Below are 21,312 nucleotides of genomic sequence, written 5' to 3' on the forward strand. Positions count from 1 at the left end.
ACAATTCTCGGTCGCCGTCCTTCAGGAGGCAAGAGTGCGAACCAACATGCGAATTGGCATCGTCGGCGGCGGCATCGGCGGCGTCGCGCTGGCCGGCAGCCTGCTCCAGCGCGGCTTCGAGGTCCGCCTGTTCGAGCGGGCGCCGGGCTTCGGCGAGATCGGCGCCGGCATCCAGATGACGCCGAACGCGGTGAAGGTCATCAAGTCGCTGGGCCTGCTCGACCAGATGCTGGCCGCCGGCTTCCTGCCGCAGTCGCTGGTCGGGCGCAACTGGCGCAGCGGGCGGGAGACCTTCCGCACGCCGCTGATCGAGACCTGCCCGGTGCTCTACGACGCGCCCTTCATCCACATCCACCGGGCCGACCTGCACGCCATCCTGGCCTCGCTGGTTCCGGAGAGCGTCGCCCAGTTCGGGGTGAGCTGCACCGGCGTGCGCCAGGACAAGAGCACGGCGGTCGCCAGCTTCAGCGACGGCAGCGAGTTCGAGGCCGACCTGATCGTCGGCGCCGACGGCGTGCGCTCCGTCGTGCGCTCCGCCCTGTTCGGGCCGGAGGCCCCGCGCTTCACCGGACACATGTGCTACCGCGCCGTGGTGCCGACCGGCGGTGTGGTGGATTACGTCAGCCCCGACGCCTCCTTCTGGTTCGGGCCGCACAGCCACGTCGTGACCTACTACGTGCGCGGCGGCAAGGCCGTGAACATCGTGGCGGTCGCCGAAACCAAGGAGTGGGTGGAGGAGTCCTGGAACGCCCCCAGCAGCAAGGAGGAGATGCTCGGCGCCTTCCGCGGCTGGCACCGCAACGTGGAGACTCTCTTCAGCAAGGTGGATCAGGTCTACAAGTGGGGCCTGTTCGACCGCGACCCGATGACGAGCTGGTCGAAGGGCCGCATCACGCTGATGGGCGACGCCGCACACCCCATGCTGCCCTTCCTCTCGCAGGGCGCGGCGATGGCGATCGAGGACGCCTATGTGCTGGCCGAATCCCTGAAGGGGCACGGCAGCGACGTGGCCTCGGCGCTGCGCGACTACGAGGCGGAGCGGCTCCCCCGCACCAGCCGCGTCCAGTTGGAGGCGCGGGAGCGCGGGCGGACCTACCACCTGCCCTCCCCGCTGGCCCAGGCGAAGCGCGACTTCATGTACTGGCTGCGCGGGCTCTTCAACCCGCAGGCCACCGGCATCCAGGCCAACTGGGTCTACCAGTACGACGCCCGCGCCTTCCGCCCGAACCTCTCCGCCAAGCCGCGCCTCGTGGCGTGAGCGGGCGTCGCTTGCCCCCTCCCTAACCCTCCCCCGCTTCGCAGGGGAGGGGACAAAACTCCCTCACCTGCGAAGCGGGGGAGGGCCGGGGTGGGGGTCAGCCGCAAGACCTCTCCAAGGACCGACCATGACCAACAAGACCTATCGCATCGGCCAGATCGTCCCCAGCTCCAACACGACCATGGAGACGGAAATCCCGGCGATGCTGACCGCCCACGCGCTGGCGCACGGCACCCGCTTCACCTTCCATTCCAGCCGCATGCGCATGAAGACGGTGAAGAAGGAGGAGCTCGCCGCCATGGACGCCGAGTCCGACCGCTGCGCGTTGGAGCTGTCGGACGCCCGCGTCGACGTGCTGGGCTACGCCTGTCTCGTCGCCATCATGAGCATGGGCAAGGGCTACCACCGCGTCTCGCAGGAGCGGCTGCACGGGCGCACCGCGGAGAACGGCGGGACGGCCCCGGTCATCACCAGCGCCGGCGCGCTCGTCGACGGGCTGCACGTGCTGGGCGCCAAGAGGATCGCCCTGGTCGCCCCTTACATGAAGCCGCTGGCCCAGCTCGTCGTCGATTACATCGAGCATGAGGGCGTGCAGGTCGCCGATTGGCGCGCACTGGAAATCCCCGACAATCTGGAGGTCGGGCGCCACGACCCGTCCCGCCTGCCGGGGATCGTCGCAAGCATGGACACCGCCGGGGTGGATGCCATCGTGCTGTCGGCCTGCGTCCAGATGCCGTCGCTGCCCGCCATCGCGCAGGTCGAGGCGATGACCGGCAAGCCGGTGCTGAGCGCCGCCGTCGCCACCACCTACGCCAAGCTGAAGGCGCTGGGCCTGCCGACGCGCGTTCCGGGGGCCGGCGCCCTGCTCTCCGGCGCCTACTGACGGGGGTTGCCATGACCAGCAGCACCTACCGCTACGGCGCGAACGTCCGCGCCAACGGCATCCGCCAGCATTACCTGCGCTACGGCGGCGAGGGGAAAACCCGTCCCGTGGTGATCGTGCCGGGCATCACCAGCCCCGCCGTCACCTGGGGCTTCGTGGCGGAGCGCTTCGGGCGCAACTTCGACACCTACGTGCTCGACGTGCGCGGGCGCGGCCTGTCGGAGGCGTCGGACGCGCTCGATTACGGGCTGGACGCCATGGCCGCCGACGTGACGGCCTTCGCCGAGGCCCTGAACCTGCGCGACTACGCGCTGGTCGGCCACTCCATGGGCGCGCGCATCGGCCTGCGCGCGGTCAGCCGCCATGGCGCCGCCCCGGCGCGGCTGGTCATGGTCGATCCGCCGGTCTCCGGACCGGGCCGCCGTCCCTACCCGGCGCAGTTGCCCTGGTACGTGGACTCCATCCGCCTGATGCGCCAGGGCGCCGACCTGGAGGCGATGCGGCCCTTCTGCCCGACCTGGACGGAGGACCAGCTCCGCCTGCGCGCCGAATGGCTGCACACCTGCGACGAGCGGGCCATCGTCACCGCCTTCAACGACTTCCAGACCGACGACATCCACGCCGACTTCCCGTGCATCCCCTGCCCGGCCCTGCTGATCGCCGCCGGGCGCGGCGACGTGATCCGGCCCGAGGAGGAGGCGGAAATCCGCAAGCTCCAGCCCGAGCTGGCCGTCACCCGCGTCGAGGGGGCCGGCCACATGATCCCCTGGGACGACGAGGAGGGCTTCTACCGCGCCTTCGGCACCTTCCTCGGCACCGCCGTCTGACCGCCCATCCGGAGAGGGACACGCATCATGCCCGTCAGTGACGCCGATATGGTCCGCGCCTGGACCCATGTTCTGACCCTGTCGAAGCTGAAGCCGCAGGAGGTGGTCACCGTCCTGACCAGCGACGGCACCCATCCGCAGACCCTGCGCACCGCCCTGATCGCCGCCTCGAACCTGGGCGCGCGGGTCAACCGGCTGGACCTGCCGCCGGTGAACGCGGAGCACGCCCACAGCCGCGACAGCCTCGCCTATCTCGGCACCACCCCGCTGACCGGAAACCGCGCCGCCATGGCCGCGCTGAAGGAAAGCGATCTGGTGCTGGACCTGATGACGCTGCTCTTCTCGCCGGAGCAGATGGAGATCCTGGAGAGCGGCACGAAAATTCTCCTCGCCGTCGAGCCGCCGGAGGTGCTGGTCCGCCTGCTGCCCAGCCTGGAGGACAAGGCGACCGTCGGCGAGGCGACGGCGCTGCTGAAGGCGGCGAAGGAGATGCACGTCACCTCACGGGCCGGCACCGACCTGCGCCTGCCCATCGGCGAGTTCCCGACGGTGCAGGAATACGGCTTCGTCGACGAGCCCGGGCGCTGGGACCATTGGCCGAGCGGCTTCGGCTTCACCTTCCCCAACGAGGGACAGGCGAGCGGGCGGATCGTCCTCGACAAGGGTGACATCCTGCTGCCGATGAAGTCCTACCTGACCTCGCAGATCGAGATGACGGTGGAGAAGGGCTACGTCACCGCCATCACCGGCGGTTTGGACGCCGACCTGCTGAACGACTACATGGACGCCTTCGCCGACCCGGAGGCCTACGCCATCTCCCACATCGGCTGGGGCACGCAGAAGCGGGCGCGCTGGTCGACGCTCGGCCTCTACGACCGGGAGCAGACGCTGGGCATGGACGCGCGGGCCTTCGCCGGGAACTTCCTGTTCTCGCTCGGTCCCAACAACGAGGCGGGCGGGTCGCGCACCACCGCCTGCCACATCGACATCCCCATGCGGAACTGCACCGTCAGCCTGGACGGGCGCGCGGTCGTCCGCGAGGGCAAGCTGCTGGCCGGAAAGGAACTGGCATGAGTGTTTCGGAACAGGCCGTCTACGAGCGGCAGGGCTTCGGCCGGTCGCTGGGCATCCAGGGCCAGATCGGGCTGCTGATCGTCGATTTCGTCAACGGCTTCGCCGACCCGGCGGTGTTCGGCGGCGGCAACATCGCGCCGGCCATCGCCCGCACGGCGCAGGTGTTGGCGAAGGCCCGGCAGCGCGGCTGGTTCGTCGCCCACAGCCGGATCGTCTACGCCGACGACGGGTCGGACGGGAACGTCTTCTCCATCAAGGTGCCGGGCATGCAAACCCTGACCGAGCACGCCGCCATCAGCGCCATCGTGCCGGAGCTGACCCCGGTGCCGGGGGAGCTGGTGGTGCGCAAGACGGTTCCCTCGGCCTTTTTCGGGACCGGGCTGGCGCCGTGGTTGACACAGCGCGGCGTCGAGACTCTTTTGATCGCCGGAGCGACGACGAGCGGCTGCGTGCGGGCCAGCGTGGTGGACGCCATGTGCCACGGCTTCCGCCCGGTCGTCATGGCCGATTGCGTGGGCGACCGCGCCCTGGCGCCGCACGAGGCCAACCTGTTCGACATCGGCCAGAAATACGGTGACGTGGTTCCGGCGGAGCGCGTTCTCGCCTTGTGAGACGCGGCCGGGGTTGAAAGGAGGATCGCGCGTTGCACCATGTTAGACTTTCCATCCGAAGAGTGCCGCCGGGAGTGAGATGAGCCGACCGATGAGCAAAGTCCAGGACAGCGCGCCCGTCGCCGACACCGTGCCGGAAAGCGGCGCCGCGCGGGGCCGCCCCCCGCGCAGCCGCCGCGCCGGCCCGGGCCGTCCGGAGGGCACCAGCAACGTGCGCGACCAGATCCTGGACGCGGCGGAGCTGGAGTTCGCCAACCTCGGCTACGCCGGCACCAGCCTGCGCAACGTCGCCGACCGGGCCGAGGTGACCCAGGCCCTCATCAGCTATTACTTCGGGTCGAAGCACGGGCTGTTCGAGGAGGTCTTCCTGCGCCGCGGCCGGAAGATCGCCGACGAGCGCATGGAGCGGCTGGAGGCGCTGCGCCGCGGGCCCACGCCGCCGCCGGTGCGCGACATCGTTTACGCCTTCCTGATGCCGGCGCTCGCCATGCGCGAGACGGAGGGGGGCCGCACCTTCATGCGGCTCCAGGCCCGGCTGCACACCGAGCCGCCGGAGATTTCCTACAAGCTGCGCAACGAGGCCTACGACGCCTCGACGCGCATCTTCGCCGCCGCGCTGAAGGAGGCGTTGCCGCATCTGTCGGAGCGGGACGTCTACTGGCGGATGACGCTGATGATCGGCGCCTATCTCTACGCCTTCTCCGACACCCACCGGCTGGAGGAGCTGGCGCCGGGCATCTGCAATCCCGGCGACCCGGACGAGATCATCACGGAGATCAGCAGCTTCGTCAGCGCCGGCATGCTGGCCCCGGTGCCGGAACCGGCGCGGGCGCCGGGGAAGAGTAAGCGGGGGTAGGTTTTTTGGAAAGTGGCTGCGGTGCGCCCCCACCCAAACCCTCCCCCGCTTTGCAGGGGAGGGCTTTTTCTCCTCCCCCTGCGGAGCGGGGGGAGGCCGGGAGGGGGGCACCGCCGCAACCACTCCTCCCTCACCCCACCCCACCCGTCGACCCCCGCGCCACGCAGGTCCCCGACAGCACCACCTTGCGCGTCGCCCGCTCCGGATCGTCGAGCCGTTCGAACAGCAGAGTCATCGCCGCCCGCCCGATCTCGTGGACCGGCTGTTCGATCACCGTCAGGCCGGGGCCGACCAGCTCCGTCCAGGGCTCGTTGTCGAAGCCGGCCACCGCCAGATCGCCGGGAATCGTCAGCCCCAGCGTCCGCGTCGCCTTCACCACCCCCATCAGCAGCAGGCTGTTGCTGACCATCACCGCGTCCGGCATGGCGCCGGAGCGCCGGGCCTCCGCCAGCCAGCGGGCGATCTCCGCCTCCGCCGCCTCCGCCGTCGGCGGGACGAAGCGCGCCTCCGCGTGCAGACCGTGGGCGGCCAGCGCCGCCTGATAGCCGGCGTGGCGCTCCACCGCCGTGGTGCTGGTGTTGCCGAACAGGCCGGCGATGCGGCGGTAGCCCTGGCCATGCAGGTGATCGACCAGAAGGGCGGCGGCCTGCGGGTTGTCCAGCACCACCGAATCGAATCGCCCGGCCGGCGCGCTGCGGTCGATCAGCACGACGGGAAAATCGAGGTCGGTCCGGTCGAGCTGGGCCAGCGTCGCGCGGGTCGGCGCGAAGATCAGGCCGGTCACCCGCTCCTCCTGCATCAGCCGCAGGTACATGGCCTCCCGCTCCGGGTTCTCGTCGGTGTTGCACAGGATCACCCGCATGCCGGCCTGGAAGGCGGCGTCCTCCACCGCGCGGCTGACCGCGGTGAAGAAGGGGTTGCGGATGTCCGAGACGATCAGCCCAACGGTCTGGGAATGCTGCGAGCGCAGCCGCCGCGCCGACAGGTTCGGGCGGTAGCCGGTGGCCCGCACCGCGTCCTCCACCCGCGCGCGCAGCGCGTCGCTGACCGGGCCGTTGCTGAGCACCCGCGACACCGTGGCGACCGAGACGCCGGCCTCGCGGGCGACGTCCTTGATTCCGACCGCCTTGATTCCGATGGCTTTGACGTTGTCGCTCATGATGATCCGGCCACCGATCCGTCTTGAAACCGTTTTTGAAATCGTTTCCATCCCTTAGGGCCATTTCACCGCCCCATACGGTCCAGTCTGCCCGAAGGAGTCGGCGGATTCAATGCAAACTCCGTTGACAGACCCTGATGTAATCGTTTTCAATAACAGCGCTGCAAGGACGACACCCAAGACCGCCCGGCGCCAAACCGAACGGAGGAGACGGACCCGCCATGGCCCCCGACACCAACACCGCCATCATGCCCACCGGCCTGCCCACCGATCTGCTGCGGCCCGATCTGCTGCGGCTGAACGCCAGCCCCGCCAGCAAGGAGGAGGCGATCCACGAGGCCGCCCAGCTCCTGATCGCCGCCGGCTGCATCGATCCGGCCTACGCCGCCAGCATGCTGCGCCGGGAAGCGGTGGCGAACACCTTCCTCGGCCACGGTGTCGCCATCCCCCACGGCATGGTCGAGGACCGCGGCATGGTCCGCCGCAGCGGCATCGCCGTCCTCCAGGTGCCGGGCGGCATCGAATGGAATCCCGGCCAGACGGCCCATCTGGTGGTCGCCATCGCCGCCCAGTCCGACGCCCACATCGCCGTGCTGCGCCGCCTGACCCGGCTGATGCAGGACGAGGCGCGGCTGACCGCCCTGTTCACCGTCACCGACCCCGCCACCCTCGCCGCCGCCCTCGGCGAGGACGCGCCCGTTGCCGCCCCGGCCACACCGGGCGGCGATCTGGCGGAGCGGTTCGATTGGGTGGTGGATTACCCCACCGGCCTGCACGCCCGCCCGGCCACCGCCTGGGTGGAGACGGCGCGCGCGTCGGTCGCCCGCATCCAGGTCCGCCACGGCGATCTGGTGGCCGACGCCAAGGCGCTGGTGGCGCTGCTCCAGCTCGGCCTGCGCGCCGGCGACAGCGTGGTCGTCTCGGCGGAGGGCGAGGACGCCGTGGCGGCGCTCGCCCGCATGAAGGCGACCATCACCCGGCTGACCGCGCGGGAGAAGGCGGACGCCGCCGCCGCGGCGCAGAAGGCCCGCGCGCCCGCGCGCGGCTGGACGCCGCCGAACCCACTGCCCACCGTTCCGGGAATCGCCGCCAGCCCCGGACTCGCCATCGGCCCGGTGCATGTGCTGCCGCGCGCCGCGGTGTCGGTGCCCGACGAGCCGGTGCCGCTGATCGAGGGCGGCGACCGCCTGCACGAGGCGCTGAGCCTGACCCGCCAAAATCTGAAGGCGCTGGCCGACGACACCGCCCGCCGGCTCGGGCCTTCCGAAGCGGCGATCTTCACCGCCCAGGCGGAAATCCTGAACGACACCGACCTCGTGACTCTGGCCTGCCAGCTCATGGTCGAGGGGCACGGCGTCGCCTGGTCCTGGCATCAGGCGGTGGAGCGCACCGCCGCCGGGCTGGCCGCGCTCGACAACCCGGTGCTGGCCGGGCGCGCCGCCGACCTGCGCGACGTCGGCCAGCGCGTGCTGGCGCGGATCGACCCGGCGCTGCGCTCCGGCGGCGCGCCGGACCTGCCGGACACCCCCTGCATCCTGATCGCCGAGGATCTGTCGCCCTCCGACACGGCGGCTCTGGACATGGCGCGGGTGATCGGGCTGGCGACGGCGCAGGGCGGCCCGACCTCCCACACCGCGATCCTGGCCCGCACGCTGGGCCTGCCGGCCATGGTGGCGGGCGGCGCGGCGCTGATGGAACTGGCGAACGGCACCCCGGCCATCCTCGACGGGCAGAGCGGGCGCCTGCATCTGTCCCCCGCCGAGGCCGACACCGCCGACGCCCGCGCCTGGATCGCGCGGGAGGAGGCCCGCAAGGCCGAGGAGGAGGCCCGGCGCGGCCTGCCCGCCCGCACCCGCGACGGCCACGAGGTGGAGATCGGCGCCAACGTCAACCGCCCCGATCAGGTGGCGGTCGCCCTGTCGCAGGGGGCGGAGAGCGTCGGTCTGATGCGCACCGAGTTCCTGTTCCTGGAGCGCGGCGACGCCCCCGGCGAGGACGAGCAGTACGAGACCTACCGCGGCATGCTGACCGCGCTGGAGGGCCGCCCGCTGATCGTCCGCGCGCTCGACATCGGTGGCGACAAGCAGGTGCCGCACCTTCAGCTTCCCCATGAGGAGAATCCCTTCCTCGGCGTGCGCGGCGCCCGCCTGCTGCTGCGCAAGCCCGAGCTTCTGGAGACGCAGCTCCGCGCCCTCTACCGCGCTGCCAAGGACGGCGGAAATCTGTCGATCATGTTCCCGATGATCACGGCGCTGGGCGAGGTGCAGGCCCTGCGCGCCGCCTGCGAGCGCATCCGGGCGGAGTTGGACGCCCCGGCCGTGCCGCTGGGCATTATGGTCGAGGTTCCGGCGGCGGCCATCCAGGCCGACGTTCTGGCCCGCCATGTCGATTTCTTCTCCATCGGCACCAACGACCTGACCCAATACGCGCTGGCCATCGACCGCCAGCACCCCGAACTGGCGGCGGAGGCCGACAGCCTGCACCCCGCCGTGCTGCGGCTGATCCGCCTGACGGTGGAGGGGGCGGAGCGGCACGGCCGCTGGGTCGGCGTCTGCGGCGGCATCGCCGGCGACCCCTTCGGCGCGGCCCTGCTGACCGGGCTCGGCGTGCGCGAACTTTCCATGACGCCGCGCGACATTCCCGCCGTGAAGGACCGCCTGCGCGGCAGCGACCTGTCCGCCCTGAAGGAGGCCGCCCAACGGGCGCTGGAGTGCGAGACCGCCGACGCGGTGCGCGCGCTCGACGGAGGTGCTGCATGAGTACGCTCGAAGAGAACATCCGGCCCGTTGTCACCGTCACGCTGAACCCGGCCATCGACCAGACCATCACGGTCGAGGCGCTGCGCCCCGGCCACGTGCACCGGGCCAGCGCCGTGCGGCGCAACGCCGGCGGCAAGGGCGTGAACGTGGCGAGCTGCCTCGCCGACTGGGGAACGCCCGTCGTCGCCACCGGCCTGCTGGGCAGCGGCAACGCCGCCGCCTTCGAGGCGCTGTTCGCCGCCAAGGGCATCGCCGACCGCTTCGTCCGGCTGCCCGGCGAGACGCGCGTCAATGTGAAGATCGCCGACCTTGCCGCCGCCGACACCACCGACCTCAACCTGCCCGGCCTGACCGCCGACGCCGACGCGCTCGACCGCGTGCGCCGCACCCTGCGCGAGCTGGTCCTGCCCGGCACGCCGGTCCTGCTGGCGGGAAGCCTGCCGGACGGGCTGCCGGCGGACAGCTACGCGACGCTGACGGCGGACCTGCGCGCCCAGGGCGCCCGCGTCGTGCTGGACAGCAGCGGCCCGCCGCTGGCGGCGGCGCTGGCCGCCCCGGACCTGCCCTTCTGCATCAAGCCCAACCGGCACGAGCTGGAAGCCTGGGCCGGATCGTCCCTGCCCGCCACCGCCGACCTGCTGGAGGCGGCGCGCGGCCTGCACCGCAGCGGCGTGGCGGTCGTGGTGGTCTCGCTGGGGGCGGACGGGGCGCTGTTCGTGGCCGATGGCCCGGCGCTGCACGCCCGGCTGCCGGCGGTCACCGCGCTGAGCACGGTGGGGGCCGGCGACGCCATGGTGGCGGGGCTGATCGCCGCCTTCGGCGCGGAGCTGCCGCTGGAGGGCGTCGCCCGCCTGTCCGTGGCCTTCGCCACGGCGAAGCTCGGCTGCTTCGGACCCAACCTGCCGGGGGCGGACGCGGTCCGCGCGCTGGCCGGACAGGTCGAACTCTCAACGCTTTAATGAACGGGGAGCGGGTGACCGCTCGGGAGGAAACCATGGCGAACATGCTGGCCGTGATCGCGGCGGGCGATCTCAGCACCCAGGCCGTCCTGGCCGCCGAAGCGCTGCGCAAGGCCGCGGCGGCACTCGGCCACACCATCCAGGTGGAGGTGCGCTCCAGCCTCGGCGTCCGCAACACGCTGCCCGCCGGGGCGGCGCAGGGCGCGCAGGGAGTCATTCTCGTCGGCTCCGGCGACCTGGGCGAGGAGCGCTTCGCCGGGCTGAAGCGCAGCGCCGCGGCGCTCGACGCCGTGCTGCGCGACGCGCGGGCCGTGCTGGAGCAGGCGTTGGCGACCGCCCAGGCCCAGACGGCGACGCAGACGGGCACCAAGAAGATCGTCGCCATCACCTCCTGCCCCACCGGCATCGCCCACACCTTCATGGCGGCGGAGGGCATCCAGCAGGCCGCCCAGGCGCTGGGCCACGCCGTGCGGGTGGAGACGCAGGGCTCGGTCGGCGCCCGCGACACGCTGACCGAGCAGGAGATCCGCGAGGCCGACGTGGTGCTGATCGCCGCCGACACGCAGGTGGACCTCGCCCGCTTCGCCGGCAAGCGCGTCTTCAAGAGCGGCACCAAGCCCGCCATCAACGACGGGCGCGCCCTGGTCGAACGCGCGCTGGCCGAGGCGCAGCCCCACGGCGCCGCCCCGGCACCGGCCGACGGCGTGGCGGCGGCCAAGGTGGAGCGGGCGGCGGCGCAGCGCAGCGGCCCCTACAAGCATCTGATGACCGGCGTGTCCTTCATGCTGCCCTTCGTGGTGACCGGCGGCCTGCTGATCGCCATCGCCTTCGCGCTCGGCGGCATCTACGTGTTCGAGGACAGCCAGCAGGGCACGCTGGGCAACGCGCTGTTCCAGATCGGGGCCAAGGGCGCCTTCGCGCTGATGGTTCCGGCGCTGGCCGGCTACATCGCCTTCTCCATCGCCGACCGTCCGGGCATCACGCCGGGCATGGTCGGCGGCATCCTGGCCGCCAATCTCGGCGCCGGCTTCCTCGGCGGCATCGTCGCGGGCTTCATCGCCGGCTACGCCACCAGCTTCCTCAACCGCAACATCAAGCTGCACAAGAATCTGGAGGGGCTGAAGCCGGTGCTGATCCTGCCGCTGCTCGGCTCCCTCATCACCGGCCTCGCCATGATCTACGTGGTCGGCGCCCCGGTGGCGGAGGCCCTGGCGACGCTGAGCGCCTGGCTGAAGGGCATGCAGGGCAGCAGCGCGATCCTGCTCGGCCTGCTGATCGGCGCCATGATGGCCTTCGACATGGGCGGGCCGGTCAACAAGGCCGCCTACGCCTTCTCCACCGGCCTCATCGCCTCCCAGGTCTACACGCCGATGGCCGCCGCCATGGCCGCCGGCATGGTGCCGCCGCTCGGCATCGCGCTCGCCACCAAGCTGTTCGCCGACCGCTTCACCCGGGAGGAGCGCGAGGCCGGCAACGCCGCGGGCATCCTGGGCATCGCCTTCATCACCGAGGGCGCCATCCCCTTCGCCGCCCGCGACCCGCTGCGCGTCATCCCGGCGCTGGTGCTGGGCGCGGCGCTGACCGGCGCCATCTCCATGGGCATCGGGGCGGAGCTGAAGGTTCCGCACGGCGGCATCTTCGTCCTGCCCATCCCCAACGCCGTCACCCATCTGGCGGGCTACGTCGTGGCTTTGGTCGCCGGAACGGTCACCACCGCGGTCGCGCTGCGGTTCCTGAAGCGTCCGGTCAGTAGCGTGGCGACGGCGTAACAGCGCTGCGAAAGCGTCACTGAGATGAAAACGTTTACATAGCCCCTGGACAGAACGCCTCGTCGGCCCTATCTTTCTTTTGCTGCCTCGGCAGCACGCTCTATAGGGCGTTTCCTCCCTAGACTCAGGCCACGTGCGGTTCCCGTGCGTGGCTTTTTTTTGTCCGGCGCGTTTCGTTTGTTCGGCGTGCGGAACTGGTCCCAAATCTCTCCCTTGCCCGGATCGGGCGAACCTGAGAAGCCGGAGGCGAAAAGCACGAGGACCCGAATGCCCCGCAACAGACCGATGATCCTTGCAGCGCTGGTGGCCACCGCGGCCCTGGCCGCCGGATGCACCGATGTGAAGGAAAGCCTTCCGTCCCGGACCGCCACCGAACAGCTCCTGATCTCCAGCGCTGCGGACAACGCCGCCAACCGCCTGAGGCTGGAGCTGCCGGCGGACAAGCGGGCCTTCCTCGACACCGGCAATTTCGACGGCGCCGACGCCAAGTACGCCGCCAGCGCGATCAAGGAATCGCTGCTGCGCCAGGGCATCCGCCTCGTCACCGACCGGGCCGCCGCCGACACCATCATCGAGATCCGGCTGGGCGCCCTGTCGGTGAACCAGAGCAAGACGGTGCTGGGCATTCCCCCCATCACCCTCCCCGGCACGATCACCCTGCCGGAAGCGTCGGTCTACAGCTCCACCGAGAACCAGGCGGTCGCGAAATTTTCCGCCTTCGCCTACGACAACCGGAGCGGCGCCCTGGTCGCCTCGACGGAGCCGGCCTACGGCCTGTCGGGGGAGCAGAGCTACCGGGCGATGACGCTGTTCTCCTGGCGCACCTCGCCCCCCTACCCCGAAGACACCAACTGACGCGGCATCCCCGCGCGAAATCCTTGCGTTCAACCAAAGCCATGGCCGCATTCTCTGGCGCGGCTGGGGGTGGACGCGTAACATGCCGTGGCCCTGCGGGGCGGGGCACCAGGCGCAAAGGCGACGGCATCTTGGACGACCAAAGGGCGGAACGGGACGGCGACAGCGCCCGGCGATCGGAGCGGCTGCTGCTTGCCCAGAAGACCGCCCTGGAGCGGGCGATCGGCGGCGCCGGGCTGGACGAGGTGCTGGCCCTGCTGGTGCGGGCGGGCGCCGAGCAGCTCGGCGCGCGGGCGGCCATCTTTCTGGTGAACGAGGGCGGTCTCAGCCTGCGCTTCGGCGTGGCGGCGGGCCTGCCGGACGCCTACACACGGGCGGTGGACGGGTTTGAGATCGGCCCGGAAGCCCCCTCCTGCGGTCTGGCCGCCCACAGCGGGGAACGGGTGGTGGTCGAGAATGTCGCGCTGGACCCGCGCTGGGCGCCCTACCACGCGCTGACGCGGGAGCATGGCATTGCGGCCTGCTGGTCCACCCCGATCCGCGCGGTCAACGGGACGGTGCTGGGCGCCTTCACCATCTACCACGCCACCCCCTGCGCGCCCGGCCCCCTGGACCTGGAGTCGGTGGATCTGCTGACCCACACCGCCGCCCTGCTGATCGAACGGGACCGGACGGAGCGGGAGCGCCAGTCCAGCGAGGCGCTGCTGTCCTCCGTGCTGGAGCATCTGCCGGTCGGCGTCGCCGTCTACGACGCGCAGGGCCGCACCACCCGCAACAACCGGCTGATGCGAGACTACACCAACGGCTCCCTGCCGTCGGCCGACGACCGGGAGGCGTCGCGTTGGCGCGCCTTCCACCCCGACGGGCGGCCGGTCGATCGCAAGGATTTCTCGGGCGCGCGCGCGATGCGGGGCGAGATCGTGGTGCCCGGCATGGACTTCCTGCACCGCGCCGCCGACGGGACGGAGCATTGGACACGCGTGTCGGCGGCCCCGCTGCGCGACGACGACGGGCGGATCACCGGCGTGGTCGCCGTGGTCAGCGACATCGACGCGGAAAAGCGGGCGGCGCAGGACCTTGCCGCGGCCCTGGACGAGGCCCGGCGCAGCGAGCTGGTGGCCCACGAGATGAGCCACCGCATCATGAACAGTTTCCAGCTTCTGCACGGGCTGGTGTCGATGCAGACCGCCACGGTCACCGACCCGGCGGCGCGCAAGGCGGTGGAGCAGGCCTTCTCACGAATCCAGGCGATGGCGCTGGTGCAGCGCCGCCTGTTCGAGGCGACGCGCAACGACCTCGCCACGCTCGACGCGGCCGACTATCTGCAACGGCTGGGGGAAAGCCTGACCGGCGCCTTCATCGACTCGGGCCGCTGCACCCTGGTCATCGACGCCGCGCACGGAATCCCGATGCCCGCCGCGCAGGCCTCGTCCATGGGGCTGATCGTGACGGAGCTGGTGCTGAACGCCCTGAAGCACGCTTTCCGCACCCAGGAGCAGGGAACGGTGACGGTGCGGTTCGAAGCCTGCGGCGACGACCGCCGGCTGACGGTGACCGACGACGGGGCCGGCCTGCCGGACGGCGCCGGCACGGTGAAGCCCGCCGGGTCGGGTCAGGGCATGGGCATGACGCTGGTGCACGGTCTGGTGCGCCAGCTCGGTGGAAAGCTGGAGATCGACCGCCCCAATCAGGGCGGCCGCCCCGGAACCCGCTTCGTTCTGACTTTTCCCGCCTGACCGTTCCAACGGCCGGGCGTCGAAGCCACCGGGTCCCGGGATGGCGCGGCGTTCTGATTTTTAGGCGACGGCTTCCATCGGCTTTTCCACCTTGCCGCCGAACCCGTTCTCCAGCGCCCAGATCGCCGCCTGGGTGCGGTTGGAGGCGTTGATCTTGCGCAGCAGGCTCTTCAGGTGAACCTTCACCGTCGCTTCGGTGATGTTCAGATGATTGGCAATCATCTTGTTGCTGTCACCCTGCAGCAGACGCTCCAGGATTTGCGTCTCGCGCTGCGACAGGCCCTTGGCCGCGGTCGGGCCGTTGGCGCTGGTGTTGGCGCCGGCCTTGCCGGTGATGAGGAGGGCGGCGAGGTGGGTCGGGAAGACCTTTTCGCCGATCATCACCAGACGCAGCGACTGCGCCAGCGCGGCCGGGGAAATGTCCTTCATCAGGAAAGCGTCGGCGCCGGCCTGGATGGCGTTGGCCATTTCCTGGGCGTCGAGGTGGCTGGCCAGAAGGACGAGCCGCGCGTTCGGATACTGCTCCCGCAGGACGGTGACGGCCTGGACCGTGCCGTTGGCGGAAGCCGGATCCATCATGATGAGCTCGGGCGTGTCGCCCTCCATCATGCCCGGCGGCGGTACGTCGCTGAAACTGGCGGCCTCTTTCGTGATGCGGAACTCCCCTTCCGAGAAGAGGGCCTTCATGCCTTCGCGGAAAAGTTTGTTGGCGTCGATCAGAAAGATGGAGACCGATTGCATCGTCCAGTCACTCTCGAAGGTGATTGAGATGAGCCACCCTACCCTATCGTTGGCGGGCCGACCACCCGTCCGTTAGTAGAATATTAACCAATGAAGTCCGAGGCACGTCCTCCCATCGGGCATATGCCCCTCCCCGTAAAGCCGGTCCAGGACGCTCCCGGATGCCCGGAAACCCAGAAAAACCCAGGCTGAACAGGCCACTACCCATTTTGCGCAGGAATCGGACGCCGTCTCGTTAATATCACGGCAACCATAATCGGCCATTGGTACAGTCATCGTAATTCATCGCTTGGATGGGTGCCCGACATGCCGATGGTGTCCATGTGGAAGAAGATCAGTCCCTGTCACTTCGTGATGCAGGACTGTCACCGCCGGATTGAAATCCGTTACCACGCCACCGGCTCGCAGAGCGGCTGGGGCGTCTACGCCGACGGGACGCTGGTGCAGCAGCGCGCCGCCTTCACCGAAGCGCGCGGCATTGCCATGGGGCTGGCGACCGGTTCCTGAAACGGGCCTTGCCCGCCTGATGTCACAGCGCGGACATCGGGCGGTTAACCGGCTCTTGAGACTGTTCCGCGCAGGATGGCCTTCGTCGCAGGAGGCCGTCATGACGTTCCGCCCACTTCCCCTTCTCTGGCGCCGGTTGGCGCTTGGCGCCCTTCTCGGCCTCATGGGGATCGCCTTTTGGGCCGCGCTGCAACCGCAGTTGGCGCCCAGCGGCCTTTACGGCTTCGACAAGCTGGTGCATGCCGGGGCCTTCGGGCTCCTCACCCTGCTCGGCATCCTGGCCAGCGCCAACCGGCGCGCCGCCGTCCTGGCGGTGCTGGCGGTCTTCGCGCTCGGTGCCGCCATCGAGGTGGCGCAATCCTTCGTCCCGGGACGCGAGGCCAGCCTGTCCGATCTGGCTGGGAACGCCGTGGGAATCGCGTTGGGAATCACGACCGTCCGGCTGGGACATCGCGCCGCCCAACGCGCGCGCCGCGCGCGCCATGGAATAGTCACGCAGCCCACGGCGTTTGCGTCCTTACCGGAGTGAGGGGACGCAGCGTCCGGATCGACAATCCCGAGCAGCCTCCTCCGTTTTTGGTTTTGTTCGTCTACCGAACTATGCTATGCCGAAAGGCAGGACATCTGGAGTAACGCTTATGGACTGGCATAACGAAAAGGCTAAGACCGGCGCCCGCGCCCTGGAATCCGCGTTCGGCGTGATGCTGACGGTCTGCGAGGCCACCGACGGCTGGTGGAACTGGCACGCGGAGCATGAGGGGCTGAGCTGGACCCCCGACGCCCGCTGGTTCGCCACCCGCCGCGAGGCGCAGGACGCGGCCGAGGAGTGGGCCTCCACCCTGGCGCCGCAGCATCTGGGCTTCCTCCACCGCGCGGCCTGACGCCGTTCAGCGATGCGATCGGGGCGGTGCCGTTGACCCGCCCCGCGTCCGCTTCCACAATGGCCATCGTGCCAAGGCGACGGGAAGCGGCTGCGATCATCCCTTGGGACTGTCGATCAGGCCCATGGCGGTGATGAGATGCAGCACGAGACCCCCACCCTTCCCGGACTCCCGCTTCAAAAAGCCTTCCTGCCGCCCGAGGCCACCCTGGTGGCGGTCGGAACCGGTGCCGGGCGTTGGACGGACGGCGCCGCTGGCCGGGCGTGCCTTGCCCCATCATCCGCCGCGCCGGGACTCGATGCGTGGTGCGGTCCGATCGGGCCGCGCCACATCGACTGGCTGATTTTGGATGGCTGCGGCGACGCCCTGGCGATGCTGGACGGTGCCGCCGATCTTCTGCGCCTGCGCCGCATCGACTTCCTCCAATTCGAGGAGTCCGAGTCCGGCGGGCAACTGGCCGCGCTGTACGCGCGCCTTCAAGCCCATGGCTATTCGCTGTTCCGCTTCGCCGACCGCAATCTGGAATTCCGCGCCACGCCGCCGGAAGACGGGCGCGGCGGCCTTCACATGGCGGTCGCCCCCCGCCACTGGAACCGGCTGTTCGCGCGCAGCCAGGGCATGTTCCGCTACAAGGACCTGTTCCCCCGCCACGGCGTCGCGCCGCGCGGCATCATCCATGTCGGCGCCCATGAGGGGGAGGAATACGCCAACTACCGGGACTCCGGCGCCACCCGAGTCCTCTTCATTGAGGCCGACCCGGCGACCTTCGCCACGCTCCAGGCCAAATTCGCCGGAAACGGCGACGTCGTCTGCCTGAACGCCGCGGTGTCCGACCGGGCCGGGCGGGCGCGCTTTTCCCGCATGTCGAGCCGCCAGTCCAGCTCCCTGCTGGAGCCGACCGGTCATTTGACCGTCTATCCCCACATCACCGTCGACGAGGTCATCGAGGTGGAGACCCGATCCCTGCCGGACCTGCTGGCGTCCCATGGCCTTGCACCAGGGGACTTCAACGTGCTGGCGATCGACGCGCAGGGATCGGAGCGCCGGATTCTCACCGGCTGCGGCGATCTGCTGGCCGGTTTCGACGCGGTGGTGACCGAGGTGAGCTACGCGGAGCTGTATGAAGGGTCCGGCCTCGCCGCCGACGTGGACGACATCCTGTTCGCCCACGGCTTCGACCGCGTCGCCGAGACCAGCCCCTACCATCACAGCTGGGGCGACGCGCTCTACGTCCGCCGTCCCGGCTGACGCCAGTCAGGGCAGCAGGACCGGCCCGTTCCACGGATCGAAGGGCACCAGCCGCGCCCGTTCGCGGTCGGGGCGCAGCGCGGCGCGCAGCGCCGGGTTCAGCATCGCCGCCGTCACCGAGAAGGAGCTGTTGGACACGGCGACGTGGTCGGCCCGCGACAGAATCCAGTGGTCGGTGAAGAACTCCGCCCCCGGCAGCGGCGCCCCCAGATCGCCGGCGAGGAGGGGGCGGTAGCGGGCGAAGCGGTCCGCCAGTTCCGGCGCATCGGTGGCGAGATAGAGCACCGGCCGGTCCAGCGTCGTCCACAGATCGGCCAGCCAGTCGAGATACCAGCCCTCCGGCGCGATCCAGAAGCGGTCGTTCAGGCCGAAATCGCCGCGACGCAGATGGATCGCCACCAGGGTCCGCCCGCGCGCCCGCACGCCGTCCAACGCCGCCGTTGCCCGCTCCGCCACCGTGCCGACAGGCGTGAAGAAGGCGCGGAACCGCTCGCGGTGCTGCGCCAGCGGCGCGGTGTCGCCGCAGAAATAACCGACCACGTCATGACCGCCCGCGCCCGTCAGCGCCCGCCCATCCAGCAGCGCCGGAACGCCGCAGTCCTCCTCGTGCAGGCCGGGAAGCGGCGGTCCGTGAAGCGGGTCGTCCAGCCCGTAGAGATGACGTCCGATCCACTCCGGCGTTTCCAGCTCCATCCCGTTCCGCTCCGCGCAGACGCGCAGACAACCGTATTGGAGGAGCTGGTTGCCGAACCGCCCGGCGTGGCCGAGCGTGGACACCGACAGGCGCCGCTTGCCCGACGCGCGGCGCGGCGGCGGAGCGTCGCCCACGGCCCGGCGCAGCAGCAGCAGCGCCCGGCGGGAGAAGCCCGTGCCGAGGCCCGGTGCCGCGGCGATCGCCCGGTCGTAGAGGGCCAGCGCCTCGCCGTCCGCCCCCTGCGCCTCGCGGACCGCGCCGGCCAGAAGCAGGCCGGTGGGAAGGCCAGGGGAGAGCCGCAGCGCCCAACGCGCGCAGCGGCTGGCCCACGCCGCATCGCCCCGCCGCAGCGCGGCGCGGCCGAGCGCCACCCAGGAGTCACCGTCGTCCGGGCGCGCGGCCAGCGCCCGATGCAGCAGAGCCGCCGCTCGCTCCGCCGATCCGGCGCGCTCGCACAGCCGGCCACGCTCGGCCAGCGCCGCCGCGTCGCCGGGACGCAGCCGGCCGGCGCGGTCCAGCGACCGGTCCGCCGTTTCCAGGGCGTGCAACGCGTCGAGCGCCGCGCCGAGGGCAAGGTGCAGCTCCGCCGAGGCGGGGTCGAGCGCCAGCCCGCGCCGCGCCGCCGCCAACGCCGCGCGCGGCTTCTCGGCCATCTGCTGGGCGGCGGCAAGCCGGACCAGCAGTCCGGTGTCGGCGGGTGCCGCCAGCGCGGCGCGGCGCCCCGCGGAGACCGACGCGCCGCGCTGCCCCAGGTCGCTCAGCAGCAGGCACAGGCTCGCCCAACAACCGCCTTGCGCGGGGTCCAGGGCCAGCGCCGGACGAAGCGCGGAAATGGCCCGTTCCGTCTGGCCGAGCGTCTGCCGCACCTCCGCCTCCACCATCCGGGCGCGCAGCAGCGTCGGGTCGAGCCGGGCGGCGATCCCGGCCAGCCGAGCGGCCTCCTGCAACCGTCCGAGCCCCTTGGCGGCCATCGCCGCGTCGAAGGCAGCGGACAGATTTTGCGGATCGAGGGCCAGCGACTGCGTGTAGAGCGCCGCGGCGGAGGCCAGGGCGCCGGAATCGAAGGCGGTCTCGGCCAGGACGCGGAGCGCCGGGGCCAGCCGCTCCGCCGCCTCCCCATGATCCGGCCGCAGGCGCAGCGTGGCGAGCCAGCTCGCCACCGCGTCCGCGGTCCGTCCGAGCGCGTCCTGAACCTTGCCGCGGTTGAGGTGATAGGTCGGCGATGCCGGATCACCCGCCACGGCGGCGTCGAGATGGACGAGCGCCACCGCGGCCCGCCCGGTCTGGGCGAGCAACAGCCCCATCAGATGGCTGGCGTCGGGATGGCCGGGAACCGCCTCCAGAATACGGCCATAGAGGGTTTCCGCCTCCGTCACCCGCCCGGCGATGTGATGGTCGAGCGCGATGGACAGGGCTTCGGAGACGGTGGCCATGGGCCGGGGCAATCCGCGTGGGGCCGCTTCGGGATGGCGCCACAGTGGCCGGGCCACCCCCGGACTGTCAACCGCCGGACTGTCAACCGCCGGACTTGGCCTTCGCGGCCGGGAACACCCTCGCGCGCAGGAAATCCACCAGCGCCCGCACCTTCGGCGAGGGGTGCTTGCTCGCCGGCCACAGCACATGGAAAACGCCGGTGCGCTCCACGTGATCGGCCAGGACCGGCTCCAGCCGGCCGTCGGCCAACGGCTCGCGGATGGCGAAGTCCGGAAGGTAGGCGATCCCCAGCCCCTGCAGCGCGAAGCACACGCGCGTCTCGATGTTGTTGCAGATCATCGAGGTCGGCAATTGCAGTTCGGGCTCGCCGGGCGCCTGCCGAAGCGCCCAGGTTTCCAGCTTGCCGCTGTTGGGAAAGCGGTAGTGCAGGCAGGCGTGCTGCCGCAGATCGGCCGGCGTTCGCGGCATACCCCGCCGCGCCAGATAGTCCGGCGAGGCGACCAGCAACAAACGGAAGCTCCCCAGCCGGCGCGCCGACAGCCGTGAATCGGCCGGCTCGCCCGTGCGCACCACGGCATCGAAGCCCTCCTCGATCACGTCGACCATGCGGTCGGTGAAGTCCAGGTCCAGTTCGATCTCGGGATAGGCGCGCATGAACTCGCCGAGCACCGGCAGGACCAGCGAGCTGACCAGCGGCAGGCTGACGCGCAGGCGCCCGCGCGGCACGGCGGAGGCCTGTGACAGCTCCAGCTCCGCCGCCTCGATCTCGGCCAGGATGCGGCGGCTGCGCTCCAGGAACAGCGCGCCCTCGGCGGTCAGCGTGACGCTGCGCGTGCTGCGGTGGAACAGGCGCACGCCCAGCTTATCCTCCAGCCGCGCCACGCTCTTGCCAACGGCCGAGGCCGACACGCCGAGCAACCGGCCGGCGGCGACGAAGCTGCGCGTCTCGGCAACCTGCACGAACACCACGAAGCCGTTCAGGCTGTCCATCCAGCGCCTCCATTGCGGACATCCAGCTCCGCATAATCAGGAACTGCACCCGGCTTTTTCTTTAATAGCAG

Annotated in this window: 19 protein-coding genes; 15 read left to right on the forward strand and 4 right to left on the reverse strand. The window is 70.8% G+C overall.

The features are described from left to right. Positions 1-46 precede the first annotated feature (46 nt). The 6 genes from D3869_RS28950 to D3869_RS28975 all read left to right on the forward strand — a co-directional run bounded on the left by D3869_RS28950 (position 47) and on the right by D3869_RS28975 (position 5,509). Complete coding sequence (locus D3869_RS28950; RefSeq protein ID WP_094306990.1) at positions 47-1,258, forward strand: FAD-dependent monooxygenase; 1,212 nt, start codon at positions 47-49, stop codon at positions 1,256-1,258. Positions 1,259-1,385: 127 nt separating this feature from the next. Continuing rightward, positions 1,386-2,141: a maleate cis-trans isomerase family protein gene (locus D3869_RS28955; RefSeq protein ID WP_137143104.1), complete on the forward strand. Its 756-nt coding sequence runs from the start codon at positions 1,386-1,388 to the stop codon at positions 2,139-2,141. 11 nt (positions 2,142-2,152) lie between these two features. Further along, entirely contained in the window at positions 2,153-2,968 is an 816-nt protein-coding gene (locus D3869_RS28960; RefSeq protein ID WP_137143105.1) for an alpha/beta fold hydrolase, read from the forward strand. A 27-nt stretch (positions 2,969-2,995) separates the two neighbouring features. Next, a complete protein-coding gene (locus tag D3869_RS28965) occupies positions 2,996-4,042 on the forward strand; it encodes a 2,5-dihydroxypyridine 5,6-dioxygenase (protein ID WP_137107446.1) in 1,047 nt (348 codons plus the stop codon). Next, a complete protein-coding gene (locus tag D3869_RS28970; RefSeq protein ID WP_109068459.1) occupies positions 4,039-4,653 on the forward strand; it encodes an isochorismatase family protein in 615 nt (204 codons plus the stop codon). Before D3869_RS28965 ends, D3869_RS28970 begins: the two co-directional genes overlap by 4 nt. A gap of 91 nt (positions 4,654-4,744) precedes the next feature. After that, positions 4,745-5,509, forward strand: a complete 765-nt coding sequence (locus tag D3869_RS28975) for a TetR/AcrR family transcriptional regulator (RefSeq protein WP_137143106.1) — start codon at positions 4,745-4,747, stop codon at positions 5,507-5,509. 130 nt (positions 5,510-5,639) lie between these two features. Here D3869_RS28975 and D3869_RS28980 read toward each other — a convergent pair whose 3' ends face one another. Next, the gene (locus tag D3869_RS28980; protein WP_137143107.1) at positions 5,640-6,668 is read right to left on the reverse strand and encodes a LacI family DNA-binding transcriptional regulator; all 1,029 of its coding nucleotides are present in this window, start codon (positions 6,666-6,668) and stop codon (positions 5,640-5,642) included. Positions 6,669-6,889: 221 nt separating this feature from the next. On the opposite strand from D3869_RS28980, the gene ptsP reads away from it, so the two are divergent. The 5 genes from ptsP to D3869_RS29005 all read left to right on the forward strand — a co-directional run bounded on the left by ptsP (position 6,890) and on the right by D3869_RS29005 (position 14,746). Further along, positions 6,890-9,427 (forward strand): phosphoenolpyruvate--protein phosphotransferase, encoded by a 2,538-nt coding sequence (ptsP, locus tag D3869_RS28985; RefSeq protein WP_137143108.1) that lies wholly within the window; start codon positions 6,890-6,892, stop codon positions 9,425-9,427. Next, positions 9,424-10,386, forward strand: a complete 963-nt coding sequence (gene pfkB / locus D3869_RS28990) for a 1-phosphofructokinase (RefSeq protein ID WP_137143109.1) — start codon at positions 9,424-9,426, stop codon at positions 10,384-10,386. The genes ptsP and pfkB overlap by 4 nt, the downstream gene beginning before the upstream one ends. Before the next feature lie 35 nt (positions 10,387-10,421). Then, a complete protein-coding gene (locus tag D3869_RS28995; RefSeq protein ID WP_137143110.1) occupies positions 10,422-12,155 on the forward strand; it encodes a fructose-specific PTS transporter subunit EIIC in 1,734 nt (577 codons plus the stop codon). Between the two features lie 267 nt (positions 12,156-12,422). Further along, the gene (locus D3869_RS29000) at positions 12,423-13,010 is read left to right on the forward strand and encodes a DUF6655 family protein (protein ID WP_137143111.1); all 588 of its coding nucleotides are present in this window, start codon (positions 12,423-12,425) and stop codon (positions 13,008-13,010) included. 131 nt (positions 13,011-13,141) lie between these two features. After that, the gene (locus D3869_RS29005) at positions 13,142-14,746 is read left to right on the forward strand and encodes a sensor histidine kinase (RefSeq protein ID WP_137143112.1); all 1,605 of its coding nucleotides are present in this window, start codon (positions 13,142-13,144) and stop codon (positions 14,744-14,746) included. 60 nt (positions 14,747-14,806) lie between these two features. On the opposite strand, the gene D3869_RS29010 is transcribed toward D3869_RS29005, so the two are convergent. Then, positions 14,807-15,487, reverse strand: a complete 681-nt coding sequence (locus D3869_RS29010) for a LuxR C-terminal-related transcriptional regulator (protein ID WP_137143113.1) — start codon at positions 15,485-15,487, stop codon at positions 14,807-14,809. Between the two features lie 306 nt (positions 15,488-15,793). Between D3869_RS29010 and D3869_RS29015 the strand changes: the two genes are divergently transcribed. From D3869_RS29015 to D3869_RS29030, 4 genes are all read left to right on the forward strand, one after another. Beyond that, positions 15,794-15,994, forward strand: a complete 201-nt coding sequence (locus D3869_RS29015; protein WP_014200194.1) for a hypothetical protein — start codon at positions 15,794-15,796, stop codon at positions 15,992-15,994. A gap of 100 nt (positions 15,995-16,094) precedes the next feature. Beyond that, a complete protein-coding gene (locus D3869_RS29020; protein WP_094306980.1) occupies positions 16,095-16,523 on the forward strand; it encodes a VanZ family protein in 429 nt (142 codons plus the stop codon). Between the two features lie 109 nt (positions 16,524-16,632). After that, positions 16,633-16,875, forward strand: a complete 243-nt coding sequence (locus D3869_RS29025; RefSeq protein ID WP_040137885.1) for a hypothetical protein — start codon at positions 16,633-16,635, stop codon at positions 16,873-16,875. 138 nt (positions 16,876-17,013) lie between these two features. Further along, on the forward strand, positions 17,014-18,123 hold the full coding sequence (locus D3869_RS29030; protein ID WP_137143114.1) for an FkbM family methyltransferase: 1,110 nt from the start codon (positions 17,014-17,016) through the stop codon (positions 18,121-18,123). 6 nt (positions 18,124-18,129) lie between these two features. Here the strand turns inward: D3869_RS29030 and D3869_RS29035 are convergent, their stop codons facing one another. Next, on the reverse strand, positions 18,130-20,250 hold the full coding sequence (locus D3869_RS29035) for a tetratricopeptide repeat protein (RefSeq protein ID WP_137143115.1): 2,121 nt from the start codon (positions 20,248-20,250) through the stop codon (positions 18,130-18,132). Positions 20,251-20,332: 82 nt separating this feature from the next. Continuing rightward, positions 20,333-21,241, reverse strand: a complete 909-nt coding sequence (locus D3869_RS29040; protein ID WP_137143116.1) for a LysR family transcriptional regulator — start codon at positions 21,239-21,241, stop codon at positions 20,333-20,335. Between the last annotated feature and the right edge of the window lie 71 nt (positions 21,242-21,312).

The organism is Azospirillum brasilense, from assembly GCF_005222205.1.
In the GTDB taxonomy this organism is placed as follows: domain Bacteria; phylum Pseudomonadota; class Alphaproteobacteria; order Azospirillales; family Azospirillaceae; genus Azospirillum; species Azospirillum brasilense_G.